Raw genomic sequence first — 12,417 nt, 5'->3', positions numbered from 1 at the left:
ATGATCAAATTTGGTCAAGTCACGCTGATCGACTGTCAGGCGACGGTGTATCCGGCTTCATCGACAGCCGCGCGAACCGCTGCCTCGTCGAGTTCATGGTCACTGGTGATGGTGACGGCGCCACTGGGCAGATCGACGTCAACGCTGGTGACTCCGTCGACATCCGCGATCTCAGAACGAACGGCGCTCTCGCAATGCCCGCACGTCATACCCTTGACGGTAATGGTTTTGGTAACTGGCATGATGGCTCCTCTCAGTCAATGATGCTAGGGTACCCCCGTAGGGTATATCGAGCAACTGGGGAAGGAATGACAATGCGCAAGCGACTCTTCGCAGCGGTCACCGCAGCAGGTCTGGCGATCGCGCTGGCAGCATGCGGCACCAATGATGACAACGGCACGGACGAGACGGCGGAGAACGGCACCGCAGAAGTGTCCGAGGAAGCAAAGTTCAACGAAGCTGACATCGAGTTCGCCCAGGGAATGATCCCGCACCACGAACAAGCGGTGGAAATGAGCGACATCATCCTCGACAAGGACAACATCGACCCTCGCGTCGAGGCCCTAGCCGAAGAGATCAAAGCGGCCCAGGAACCAGAAATCGAGATGCTGGAAGGCTGGCTCGAAGCGTGGGGCGCGGACAGTACCCCAGAAATGGACCACGACATGCACGGCATGATGGGCGAGGACGACCTGGCTGCCTTGCGTGACGCTGAGGGTGTCGAAGCGACACGCCTGTTCCTCGAGCAGATGATCGTGCATCACGAGGGCGCAGTCGTCATGGCCGAAGCGGAATCGCTCACGGGCTCGAATCCTGAAGCGCTCGAACTCGCACAAGCAATTGCCGACACTCAGCGGGCCGAAATCGACTCGATGCGGATGCTCCTCAACGAACTCTAAGCGCGGATCTGATACCCGTCCGGCGTAGCGACGACGACTGAAATGTCGCCGGGCGGGGTTCCGCACGCGCGTTCGCAGCCAACCCAGTGCTGTTTGCCTTCCACCTGTGAGGTTCCGGTGGCGACGGCCTGCGCTGCGTCCGCCTGAACGTCGGCGACTGCCTTGGAGCACCCGGGGCTCCCGGTGCATGCTGAGACGTCAATCCACGGTGACTCGGCATCGAAAATAAGACCCATCGGCGCAAGAACACGGACGATCTGCTCGGCGCGCCATTCGTTGAGATCACTGATCACCAGTGTTCGCCATGGGGTGATGACGATTCCGCGTTCGATTGCGGCGAGGAATTCGGCAAGGCGCGAGTCGAGACGGCCGAGCTTAAGACCCGCACCGAGGGCAATTCGATCGTCTTCCTGCGTGATCCAGCCGATCGGTGGCAGTGGGCGGGAGCTGATCGCGACCGGGGAGCGATCAGGATCAGCGCTGACCCCTAAGTTATCGACGATCTCGTGCCCGCCCCGCGGCAGTTCCTTCACCCGCCACTCAGATGAGCGGACTGTGAGAAATGCACGCGCAGTCGCGATGAGCAGCGGGACGGTTTCATCGGGCGTGACCCGGATTCCAGTGTCCTGCCCAGCGAGGAGTAGCGCGACCGAGGTTTCGTCGTAGACCATCGCGGCAATGTCTGGATCCAGCGCCGCGACGTCACCACGTCCATCATCAATCGCCATCAGGAATCGGCCGGGCAGGCTCGCAAGAACGTCGTCACCGCACAGCGCCACGTCGAGGTCTCTAACCCACGTCCGCACGTCAGCGAAGCCACCGATCAAGCCACTGAGCGGCGAACTCAGGATATTGCGTACTCGTTCATGCGTCGCCGAGGGCAGCAGGCCCGCGTCGGCGAGCATCGCCGCGACAGTCTCGCCGTCACGTATTCCGCGGATCTGAATGTTGCCGCGCGAGGTGAGCTCGAGAATGTCGTTGCCGTGCTGGCGTGAGATCATCGCCAGCGTCTGCATTTGCTCTGAAGTCAGCGCGCCGCCGGGCAAACGGACACGCGCGAGCAAACCGTCCGCGGCTTCGTGTAACCGTAATGCGCCCGGACACCGATCTTCTGGCTTACTACTCACTCGACCAGGGTAGCTGCGGTCAGCCAGCTGGCACCACACACCGCATATGCCGACGGCACACCCCCTGCAGAGGGTGTGCCGTCGGCACTGCGGGTGTGTGGCGGCCCAGATTCAGTGAACCTGTCGGTCCTGGTCCTGCCAGAACGGCTGGCGGAGTTTGAACTTCTGGACCTTGCCGGTGGCGGTGCGGGGGAGCGCCTCGATGAAGTCGATCCGCTTCGGGCACTTATAGCCCGCAAGGTGCTCACGGCAGTGTGCGATGAGCGCTTCACCCGTCAACTCGGGATCCCGCGACACTACAAGTGCGGTCACGAGCTCACCCCACTTCTGGTCAGGGATGCCGATCACGGCGACTTCCTGGATCGCGGGGTGCAAGCTGAGTGCATCCTCGACCTCGATGGACGACACATTTTCGCCACCGGTGATGATCACGTCCTTCTTGCGGTCGGCGATGGTCAGGTATCCGTTGTCGACGGTGCCGCCGTCACCGGTGTGGAACCAGTTGCCCTGCATCACGCGGTCGGTCTCTTCCGGGTTCTCCCAGTACGCATCGAGAGAGTGGTTGCTGCGTGCCAGGATCTCACCGGTCTCATTTGTCGTGATACGTACGCCGAGCGCAGGAGCACCAGCACGGACAAGGTTGCGTGCTCGCTCACGAGTCTCGAGGTCACGCCATTCCGACCGCATCCGGTTGAACGTGAGCAGCGGCGCGGTCTCGGTGAGGCCGTAGATCTGGATGAACTCCCAGCCCAGTTCGTCCCACACCCGTTCGATCGTGCGAGTCGCGGGTGGCGCGCCCGCGACAATGATTCGCAGCGTGCCGTGCCCGGGAATCTTGCCGTTGCCGAGCGCCTTCCACTCCTCGACGGCGTCAAGAGCGGCTGAGACAACCGCCGGCGCCGCGCACATCATGGTGACGCCGTGCTCCTGAACACGCTTGAGGATCTCGAAACCATCGATCTTGCGAATGACGACGTGCTTGCCTCCCATGCCGGTGACCGTGTAGGGCATACCCCACCCGTTGGCATGGAACGTGGGCAAAGTATGGAGGTAGACGTCGTTGTCATTCACCCCTGCGTGCAGGCCGAAGATCGCCGCGTTGAGCCACAGTGCCCGGTGCGTCAGCTGCACGCCCTTCGGCCGGGCAGTCGTGCCCGATGTGTAGTTCAGGGTGGCAGTAGCATCTTCGTCGCCGTCCCACGCCACCGGTGTGACACCGAAGGCGAAGATCTTGTCGTCATCCTCACCCAGCACATATTTGTGCGGCACGTCGAGGGCGTCGAGAACCTCCTTGCGCTCCGGGTCGCAGAGGACGACGTCAGCGCCGGAGTGTTCGATGATGTACTTTATTTCCGCTTCCGCGAGCCGGAAGTTCACCGGTACGAGGATCCTGCCCCACGCTGATACGCCGAACAGCGAGATCAGGAGCCGGGCTGAGTTATGCGAGATGATCGCGACCCGGCTTCCTGCAGGAACACCAAGCTGGTCAAGCCGTGCAGCTTGCGCCGCAGCGTAGTCAGCCATTTCACGGTAGGTGAACGCTCCGAGGGATTGAGCGGGCTGGTTCGGCTCGTCGACGATTGCGATCCGATCGGGATAAACCGTCTGTGCGCGGTAGAGATGGTCAGCGATGGTGAGCGGGAATTTCATGTCTTGTCGTCCAATCGTGGAGGTAGGAGGAGCAACGCGCCGGGTCAGGCGTTGATGTTGCGGTCCTTCGTCTCGAGGATCTTGTAGGTGCACAGGACGCTGATGGTGGACAGCGCGGCGAGCATGACACCAACCCAGATGGCGCCGGGCCCTGCGATGAGCGGTGCGGCGATCAGCGGCGGAAGTGCACCACCGAGAATGCCGGCGAGGTTGTAGCCCATGCCCGCACCGGTGTAGCGATACCTGGCCTGGAACATCTCTGGCAGCAGTGCGCCAGCCGGGCCATAGGCGACACCGAAGATGGTGAGCGTGCCGAAAAGGCCGATAGCGAAGGCCAGCGGGCCGCCCATGTTCAGGATCGGGAACAGCACGAGTACCCAGGGGATCGCCAGGCCGCAGGAGACCATGATGACCTTGCGGCGCCCGATGCGATCGGACCACAGCGCTGAAGCGGCGGTGGAAAGACCGAAGAACACTGCGGCGAGCATGCCCATCGCGAGGACGTAGTTCCGGGACAGCTCCAGTGTGCCGACACCGTAGTTCGTCATGAAGGCGGTGCCCATGTAGAAGAGGGAGAACAAGCTCGCGAGCGCACCGGCTGCGATGAAGATCTCTTTGCTCTGGTACCGGAACGCGTCGAGGAACGGCAGCTTGTTGGCGGCGGGCACATCAGCAGACGGTGTTGCGGCCCTCTTCTCGAGCTTCTCGCGGAAGACGGGGGTTTCAGCAACAGCGAGGCGGACCCAGAGTCCGACTGCGACAAGCGCGAAGGACAGGATGAACGGAATACGCCATCCGTACTCGAGGAACGCGGTGCTGGTTGTGCCGAGCGTGAGGCTGGCGATGAGGAATGTGGCGCTGGAGAGGAAGAAAGCAAAAGCGGGACCCAGCTGGGGGAACATCGCGTACAGCCCGCGCTTCCCCTGGGGGGCGTACTCCGCGGTCAGCAACGTCGCACCGGCCCATTCGCCGCCGACGGCGAAGCCCTGCAAGAATCGGGCTGTGACCAGCAGGATTGGCGCCCAGATCCCAATGCCGCCTTCAAAGAGGCCGAAGACACCTGTTTGATAGCCAGGCAGCAGCCCGATGCCGACCGTCGCGAAGCCCATAATGAGCAGCGTCCACACGAGGGTGCGCTTGCGGCCGATTTTGTCACCGAAGTGGCCGAACAGAATAGCGCCTACAGGCCGTGCGAAGAACGCGACGGCGAATGCCGCGAACGAGGCGAGGGTGCCCGCTACCGGATCGGCCGCGGGGAAGAATACCGCGGGGAACACTAGCGCTGCGGCGGTACCAAAGATGAAGAAGTCGTAGAACTCGATCGTGGTGCCGATCGAGCTCGCTGCCGCCACGCGGCGCATGCTCGTCTTCTTCTGATTGGGATCCTTGTGTGCCGACGGAGCTGTGGCTTGCGGCGGTGGAGGCGGTGGCGGTGGGGCAGTACGAATCGTAGACACCCTTTGTCTCACTCTCTCGGATCAAGCCCGAAATATCGGGCAGGTTGTCTGGTGTAAGACAAAAGGTAGTGATGCGGGTCACGCACCAATACCCCCGAAAGGGTGTAGTGCTCAGGGGGCACTCCGAAAGCTCAGGGAAGGTAGCCGAGTAAACGCGCCCGCGTGACTGATTCCATTCGCGTGCGGGTGCCGAGTTTCATTGCGGCACTGCGCAAGTACGCTTTCACGGTTTCTGCAGAGAGGGCGAGCTGGGACGCTATTTCAGCGTTCGTGCACCCGAGCGCTACTTGGGACAGAACGTCGATCTCGCGCGGGGCCAGTGTGGGTACCTGAAGTAGCGCCGGCTTCGTGGCGGGCGTCGAAGCCGGCGCAGCCTGCTGACCCACTGCCACGAGTGCGCTGCCCGCCTTGGTGAGTCGTTCGCGGAGATCCGGGTCGGGGATCTGCGCAGCGATGGCGCGGAGCTCACTGTGCAATAACCGCAGGGTCTCGCGGTCGGTGCCTGCCATTTCAGCTTTGAGGTCAGCCCGCATGAACTCAGCTTGTTCGGCGCGCCGCGCGACTTCCTCGCGGACTCGCAGTTCGTCACCGAGTTCCTTAGCGGAGGTGAGGAGGGCGCCCCGAACGGAGTCGCCGAAGTTCGTTGCCTCGCGGACTGCCCCGTAGAGAACAGCTCGCACGACCTTGTTCACGACGACCGGAACGGCGAGCATCCCGCGGAGACCTTCGAGCCGCACATTGTTGACATACTCGCGCGAGATGTTGTCGCTGCTCGTATAGTCGGTCACCACCAGCGGTCGCCCGGTGACGGCGCAGCGCCCACCCAGTCCCGCCCCGCTCTCAACCGACAGATTCCGAAGACCGTCGGTCCGCATCCCGATGAACCGATTCAGTGTCAGCGTTTTCCCGGTGTAATCGCCCGAGAACACGACAGGGAGCTGCGTGTCCGCCTTAACTCGCCGTAGCGCGGATCGCATTGCGTCGTGAACGCTGGCTTCCATGGTCTCCTCACGAGTCAGGTTTTGACATATCGGGTAAGTCACATCAGCGCTGTGGTGTGATGCGACTCATTACATCGTCCCATATTCCGGGCAATGCCCGGGTACGTCCAGCCGAGACGCGGGCGGTGCGAGCAGGGTTGCGTGTCTGCGTCCTTACCTGGAGTTCAGCGTGCGATGAAGATCCCGGCGAGCGCGAGCCCCGCAACCCAGACGGTCGAGACTGCCGCGAGGATGAAGGGCCGCGCCCCGACCTGACGCAAAGCCGATACGCGCAGGTCAGCGCCGAGTGCGAACATGGCGGCGGTAAGCAGCGCAGTTTGCAGGACGGACATAGCAGACAGGGCATCATCCGGGAGCGCCCCGATTGAGCGCAGGCCAGCACAAGCGAGGAATCCGAGAACGAACAGCGGAATCAGCGGGGGACGTTTCTGCCCGGCTTCGAGGTCTGTTCTGAAGCGCTGCCGCAGGCTGAGTACCGCCATCACCGGGGCGAGCATGAGCACCCGCGCGAGTTTGATGAGTACGGCTGCGCTGAGAGCTGTACCGCCGATCACGCTGCCCGCCGCCACAACCTGCGCGATCTCGTGGATTGAGCCCCCGGCCCACAACCCGGCTTCAGTGTTCGACAACCCAATCACGCTGGAGAGCAGCGGAATGGCAGGGATCATAAGCGTGCCGAGAATGACTACGAGCGCCACGGCTGTGACCACTTCTCTGTCTTTTGGCCGTACGACGCCGCTTGCGGCGGCGACCGCGGCGGCACCGCAGATCGAGAATCCGCATGCGATCAGTAATCGTTGCGTCCAGGAAAGGCCAAGAAGCTTGCCGACCAGCATCGTTCCTGCGATCCCGAGGCAAACGACGCCAACTGCCACCGCGAGCATTCCCCAACCGAGGCCGATGATGTCAGTAAACATCACCTGCAGTCCGAGGAGGGCAACGCCGAGACGGAGCAGTCGTTTTGACGAGAACTGCAAGCCCGGACGGATGCGCTGCGGTACCTGTACCACGTTCGCGAAAAGCACACCGCAGACGATTCCAACCAGCAAGGGGCTTACGGTGGACAGATAGTAGTTCGCGGATAGCGCGATTGCTGTTGCCACGGCGCATGCCGCTAGCCCAGGGCTCAGCGTCGCTACGGCGCGGATCGGGCGAGAACGCGCCGATCGCGTCGCTGGTTCTTTCTCCATCATCGCGGCGGCTGCGTGCGTGTTGGTCACCCATCAATCGTCTGGCAGCGCGGGCGGATGCAGTACCCGCTATTTTCGCATAGGCCCATATCAATCAGATATGTGTAGCGGTAGCGCTATATCATCTATGTATGTCCCAGCGCCTGCCTGATCTGCATGTCCTGGCGCTCCTCGTGGGAGTGGATGACCACGGCAGCCTGAGTGCCGCAAGCCGGAAGGCGGAGATCGCGCAGCCCAACGCGAGCAGATCGATCAAACAGCTCGAGCGACATCTCGGAATTCCGCTGGTGCGCCGAAATCCCAGTGGCTCAACACTGACAGCTGAGGGGACGGTGATTGCGCACTGGGCGCGCCGGATCCTCGCAGACGCCGCGACGCTGCTTGACGTCGCGGCGGGTTTGCGTGTGGAGCGCTCCGCAGAGCTGACGTTGGGCGCTAGTTTGACGGTGGCAGAGCACCTGATGCCTGCCTGGCTTGGTTCATTCCATCGAATGCACCCAGAAGTTACCGTCCATCTCCAGGTTCACAACTCGGCACACGTGTGCGAACGAGTTGCAGACGGTGTGTGCGACGTCGGCTTCGTCGAATCGCCGACTGTGCCCCGCGGACTGCACAGCGTCACGGTTGCCCGTGATCGACTAGTCGTGGTGGTCAACCCAGCACACCCTTGGGCCCGTCGGCGTAAACCACTCACTATGGCAGAACTGGCGGCCACGCCACTGCTGGTGCGAGAACCAGGATCAGGGACGCGCACAACCCTGGACCTTGCCCTGCAGGAGTACGACCGGGCTGAGCCACTAATCGAACTCGGAAGTGCAGCAGCGATCCGCACCAGCGTGCTGGGCAGCGTCGGGCCCGCTGTAATGAGCACGCTCGCTGTCGGCGACCAGCTAGGCTCCGGCGAGCTGCGACTCGTCGACGTCGAAGGTCTCGATCTTGTACGAGCGCTTCGCGCGGTGTGGCGGCCGCCCAGGCAACTCGCCGGTCTCGCAGGCGAATTAGTGCGTCTTGCGCGCCGCGAAGGAAAAGCCGGGGTGTGACGAGTCGTGCGGAACTAGCCGTCGAGATCGGTCAGACGAGTGGGATCAAGTGAGAGGCGCGCCGGTGGCGGCGCGGACTTGCTCCTCGGTGACGCCAGGAGCGGTCTCCGCTAGGACCAGGCCGCTATTGGTGACGTCGATGACCGCGATGCTGGTTATGATGCGTTGCACCACGGCTTTGCCGGTGAGTGGCAGGGTGCACTTGCCGACGATCTTCGGTTGCCATGTTTGTCGGTATGCTCCATGAGGACGATGACTTTTCGGGCACCGTGGACGAGATCCATTGCCCCGCCCATGCCCTTGACCATCGACTTTGACGGCCTCACCCCTGCGGGACACTCGAATGGGCCTCAGCGCCGTGCGGGGCAAACCGGTAGCATCCCTCCCGATGAGCAGTCGTTTGACGGCTGGGTGACCTCCGGCGGGGAAAGGTTTCGCGTGATCCTGCTTCTGTCCACTTCGGACACAGATTTGCTGTCAGCCCGCGCAAGCGGGGCCGATTACCGGCTGGGCAACCCGGCGCGGCTCGACCTGACGGACCTGCCAGGATTGCTTGACGGCGCGGACCTCGTCGTAGTGAGGATCCTCGGGGGCAAGCGTGCCTGGGAAGAAGGCATCGAAGCGGTCCTCGCAGCTGATCTGCCTACGGTCGTGGTGAGCGGCGAGATCGCCCCGGACGCCGAACTGATGCAAGAGTCCACGGTCCCCGCGGGCGTCGCCGCGCAGACGCACAACTACCTGGCTCAGGGAGGTGCGGAAAACCTGGGTCAGCTGTTCAACTTCCTGTCGGACACGATTCTGCTCACGGGGTATGGCTTCGCAGAGCCGAAACAGCTCCCGGACTGGGGATACCTCGAACGTAAAGTCGTGGCCTACCCGGAGAACACGCCCGTTGTTGCTGTTCTCTACTACCGGGCCCAGCACATTGCGGGTAACACCGGCTATGTGCACGCGCTCAGTGACGCGATCGAAGCGCAGGGCGCGCAGGCGATCCCGATTTATTGCGCGTCGCTGCGCACCGCAGCCCCGGCACTGCTCGATGCGCTGGGCCAGAGCGACGCCATCGTTGCAACGGTGCTCGCCGCGGGCGGAACGAAACCCGCGACTGCCGGCGCTGGCGGCGACGATGAAGCATGGGATGTGGAGGCACTGGCAGCCCTCGATATCCCGATTCTGCAAGGATTGTGCCTCACCTCCAGCCGGGCCCAGTGGGAAGCCAATGATGATGGGCTTACCCCACTCGATGTCGCCACTCAGGTAGCCGTGCCGGAGTTTGACGGGAGGCTGATCACGGTTCCGTTCTCCTTCAAGGAGATCGATGACGACGGGTTGTCGACCTACGTTCCGGATCCCGAGCGTGCGGGCAGGGTTGCGGGTATCGCGGTAAAGCATGCGCGGCTCGGGCGCATCGCGCCGCACGAGAAGCGCGTCGCACTGATGTTGTCTGCGTACCCGACCAAGCACGCCCGGATCGGCAATGCAGTGGGGCTGGACACCCCGGCGAGTGCGATTCATCTGCTCAGAGCGATGCGTGAGGCCGGTTACGACCTTGGACCTGATGACGGTGACGGCGCCGTTCCCGGCCTGGCTTCGGGGAACGGCGACGAACTGATTCACGCGCTGATCGCCGCCGGTGGACAGGACCCGAACTGGCTGACTGAGACGCAGCTCGAAGCCAACCCGCTCCGCATCTCAGCGAAGAAGTACCGGAGATGGTTCGACACCCTTCCTAAGGACCTCCGGGAGGATGTCGAAAGCCACTGGGGTCCTGCACCAGGTGAACTGTTTGTCGACCGATCGAACAAATCGGGCGGCGAGATCGTTCTCGCTGCGTTGCAGTTCGGGAACCTGGTGATCATGGTCCAGCCGCCGCGCGGATTCGGAGAGAACCCGGTCGCGATTTACCACGATCCCGATTTGCCCCCAAGTCACCACTACCTGGCTGCGTACCGCTGGATCTCCGGCCCGCCCGAGGAGGGTGGCTTCGGCGCCGACGTGATGATCCATCTCGGAAAACACGGCAATCTTGAGTGGCTGCCCGGTAAGACCCTCGGCCTGTCGGCTTCGTGCGCGACCGATGCCGCGATCGGGGACATGCCGCTGATTTACCCCTTCCTCGTGAACGACCCGGGGGAGGGAACCCAAGCTAAGCGCCGTATTCATGCGACACTCGTCGACCATCTCATCCCCCCGATGGCTCGCGCCGAGTCCTATGGTGACATCCAGCGGCTCGAGCAGTTGCTCGATGAGCACTCGAACATCGCGGCGCTTGACCCGGCGAAGCTCCCCGCGATCCGGCAGCAAATCTGGACGCTGATGACAGCGGCAAAAATGGATAATGATCTTGGCCTGGATGAGCGTCCTCACGAAGCAGAGTTCGACGACATGCTGCTGCACGTCGATGGGTGGCTGTGCGAAATCAAGGATGTTCAGATTCGCGACGGTCTGCACATCCTCGGCCGGGCACCGGAGGGTGACGAGGAGATCGACCTGGTTCTCGCGATGCTGCGGGCTCGCCAGATGTGGGGCGGCGAGCAATCGGTTCCTGGCCTGCGCGAAGCTTTAGGCTTGAGTGAGGCCGGCGATGAGAGCCGGGCACGTGTCGACGATGTGGAGGAGCAAGCTCGGCACCTCCTCGAACAGCTCGCGGCCAGAGAATGGAAGCGCAGAAAGGTTCGCAAGCTCACGGACAACGACACGGTCGCGCGGATCCTCGAGTTCACATGTGATGAAGTCATTCCGCGCCTCCGGGCGACCCGGGACGAGATCCCGCGGATTCTGCACGGGCTTGAGGGCGGCTTCATCCCGGCTGGGCCGAGCGGATCGCCGCTGCGGGGGCTGATCAACGTCCTCCCGACGGGCCGCAACTTCTATTCTGTGGATCCCAAGGCCATCCCCTCGCGGCTGGCATGGGAGACCGGGCAGGCGATGGCCGAGTCACTCGTCGAGCGGTACCGCGCGGATCAGGGAGACTGGCCCAGATCTGTCGGCCTTTCCGTATGGGGGACGTCCGCGATGCGGACTTCAGGAGACGACATCGCGGAAGTGTTCGCTCTCATCGGTGTGCGCCCCGTGTGGGATGAAGCGTCGCGCCGTGTCCGCTCGCTCGAGGTGATACCGCTCGAGGAACTCAGCAGACCGCGCATCGATGTGACGGTGCGTATCAGTGGCTTCTTCCGTGATGCGTTCCCGCACGTTCTGGCGCTGCTCGACGACGCGTTCCGCATGGTGGCCGCGCTCGACGAGCCGGCCGAAGAGAACTTCGTGAAAGCCCATGCCGCCGCGGATATCCAGCGGCACGGTGACGAGCGACGTGCGACCACCCGGATCTTCGGTTCGAAGCCAGGTACGTACGGTGCGGGACTCCTGCAGCTGATCGACGCGAAGAACTGGCGCTCCGACGCTGACCTGGCCGAGGTCTACACCGCCTGGGGCGGATACGCGTACGGCCGTGGCCTCGACGGTGTGCCTGCAGCGGACGACATGCGTGACGCCTACCGGCGCATAAGTGTGGCCGTGAAGAACACCGACACCCGTGAGCATGACATCGCGGACTCCGACGATTACTTCCAGTATCACGGAGGCATGGTGGCGACGGTGCGTGCACTGACAGGCAAAGACCCCGAAGCCTACGTGGGTGACAGCACTCGCCCCGACAGCGTTCGCACCCGCACGCTGAGCGAAGAAACCCGGCGTGTGTTCCGCGCTCGCGTGGTCAACCCGCGCTGGATGGCCGCCATGCGCCGTCATGGGTACAAAGGGGCGTTCGAAATGGCGGCGACTGTCGACTATCTGTTCGGGCTAGATGCCACGGCCCGAGTCGTGTCCGATTGGATGTACGAACAGTTAACGGACAACTATGTGCTTGACGAGACGAACAGCAAGTTCATGCAGGAATCGAACCCGTGGGCTCTGCATGGAATAGCGGAGCGTCTTCTCGAAGCTGCCGAGCGCGGGATGTGGGAGAAGCCATCCGCGGCCACACTCAGCGCACTGAAGGAAGCGTATCTGCGCACCGAAGGCGATCTCGAAGGAGACTGAGCTGTGATTTCA

The 12,417-nt window shown here is 62.9% G+C and carries 9 protein-coding genes and 1 pseudogene; 3 read left to right on the top strand and 7 right to left on the bottom strand.

Features of this window, described 5'->3' with window-relative positions; all coding sequences use genetic code 11:
* Positions 1-35 precede the first annotated feature (35 nt).
* Positions 36-242 (bottom strand): heavy-metal-associated domain-containing protein, encoded by a 207-nt coding sequence (locus FHU29_RS08320; RefSeq protein ID WP_064438903.1) that lies wholly within the window; start codon positions 240-242, stop codon positions 36-38.
* A gap of 72 nt (positions 243-314) precedes the next feature.
* Between FHU29_RS08320 and FHU29_RS08315 the strand changes: the two genes are divergently transcribed.
* Entirely contained in the window at positions 315-899 is a 585-nt protein-coding gene (locus FHU29_RS08315; protein ID WP_064438904.1) for a DUF305 domain-containing protein, read from the top strand.
* On the opposite strand, the gene cobG is transcribed toward FHU29_RS08315, so the two are convergent.
* The 5 genes from cobG to FHU29_RS08290 form a co-directional block, all read right to left on the bottom strand.
* A complete protein-coding gene (cobG, locus tag FHU29_RS08310; RefSeq protein ID WP_064438905.1) occupies positions 896-2,026 on the bottom strand; it encodes a precorrin-3B synthase in 1,131 nt (376 codons plus the stop codon). The two genes, FHU29_RS08315 and cobG, sit on opposite strands and share 4 nt — an antisense overlap.
* Before the next feature lie 111 nt (positions 2,027-2,137).
* The gene (locus FHU29_RS08305) at positions 2,138-3,676 is read right to left on the bottom strand and encodes an AMP-binding protein (protein ID WP_064438906.1); all 1,539 of its coding nucleotides are present in this window, start codon (positions 3,674-3,676) and stop codon (positions 2,138-2,140) included.
* A gap of 44 nt (positions 3,677-3,720) precedes the next feature.
* A complete protein-coding gene (locus FHU29_RS08300; RefSeq protein ID WP_064438907.1) occupies positions 3,721-5,037 on the bottom strand; it encodes an MFS transporter in 1,317 nt (438 codons plus the stop codon).
* A 227-nt stretch (positions 5,038-5,264) separates the two neighbouring features.
* Positions 5,265-6,134, bottom strand: a complete 870-nt coding sequence (locus FHU29_RS08295; protein ID WP_064438908.1) for a helix-turn-helix transcriptional regulator — start codon at positions 6,132-6,134, stop codon at positions 5,265-5,267.
* 164 nt (positions 6,135-6,298) lie between these two features.
* Positions 6,299-7,327: a YeiH family protein gene (locus FHU29_RS08290; RefSeq protein WP_157094924.1), complete on the bottom strand. Its 1,029-nt coding sequence runs from the start codon at positions 7,325-7,327 to the stop codon at positions 6,299-6,301.
* Between the two features lie 128 nt (positions 7,328-7,455).
* Between FHU29_RS08290 and FHU29_RS08285 the strand changes: the two genes are divergently transcribed.
* Positions 7,456-8,364, top strand: coding sequence for a LysR substrate-binding domain-containing protein (locus tag FHU29_RS08285; RefSeq protein ID WP_064438909.1), 909 nt, complete (start codon positions 7,456-7,458; stop codon positions 8,362-8,364).
* A gap of 45 nt (positions 8,365-8,409) precedes the next feature.
* Here the strand turns inward: FHU29_RS08285 and FHU29_RS08280 are convergent.
* Positions 8,410-8,672, bottom strand: a pseudogene (locus FHU29_RS08280) (CoA-transferase); the annotation flags it as partial.
* 130 nt (positions 8,673-8,802) lie between these two features.
* On the opposite strand from FHU29_RS08280, the gene cobN reads away from it, so the two are divergent.
* Positions 8,803-12,405, top strand: coding sequence for a cobaltochelatase subunit CobN (gene cobN, locus FHU29_RS08275; protein ID WP_064438910.1), 3,603 nt, complete (start codon positions 8,803-8,805; stop codon positions 12,403-12,405).
* Positions 12,406-12,417 lie beyond the last annotated feature (12 nt).

Origin of the sequence: Hoyosella altamirensis (assembly GCF_014191505.1) — a bacterium.
Classification (GTDB): domain Bacteria; phylum Actinomycetota; class Actinomycetes; order Mycobacteriales; family Mycobacteriaceae; genus Hoyosella; species Hoyosella altamirensis.
Note: the sequence above shows the minus strand (reverse complement) of the source record. Positions and strands in the feature narration are given on the sequence as shown.

Bases quoted from the DNA above. Each gene is read 5' to 3' on its own strand.
- FHU29_RS08295 (WP_064438908.1), bottom strand. From the start codon at position 6,134: ATGGAAGCCAGCGTTCACGACGCAATGCGATCCGCGCTACGGCGAGTT.
- FHU29_RS08285 (WP_064438909.1), top strand. From the start codon at position 7,456: ATGTCCCAGCGCCTGCCTGATCTGCATGTCCTGGCGCTCCTCGTGGGA.
- FHU29_RS08300 (WP_064438907.1), bottom strand. From the start codon at position 5,037: ATGCGCCGCGTGGCGGCAGCGAGCTCGATCGGCACCACGATCGAGTTC.
- FHU29_RS08305 (WP_064438906.1), bottom strand. From the start codon at position 3,676: ATGAAATTCCCGCTCACCATCGCTGACCATCTCTACCGCGCACAGACG.
- FHU29_RS08320 (WP_064438903.1), bottom strand. From the start codon at position 242: ATGCCAGTTACCAAAACCATTACCGTCAAGGGTATGACGTGCGGGCAT.
- FHU29_RS08315 (WP_064438904.1), top strand. From the start codon at position 315: ATGCGCAAGCGACTCTTCGCAGCGGTCACCGCAGCAGGTCTGGCGATC.
- FHU29_RS08290 (WP_157094924.1), bottom strand. From the start codon at position 7,327: ATGATGGAGAAAGAACCAGCGACGCGATCGGCGCGTTCTCGCCCGATC.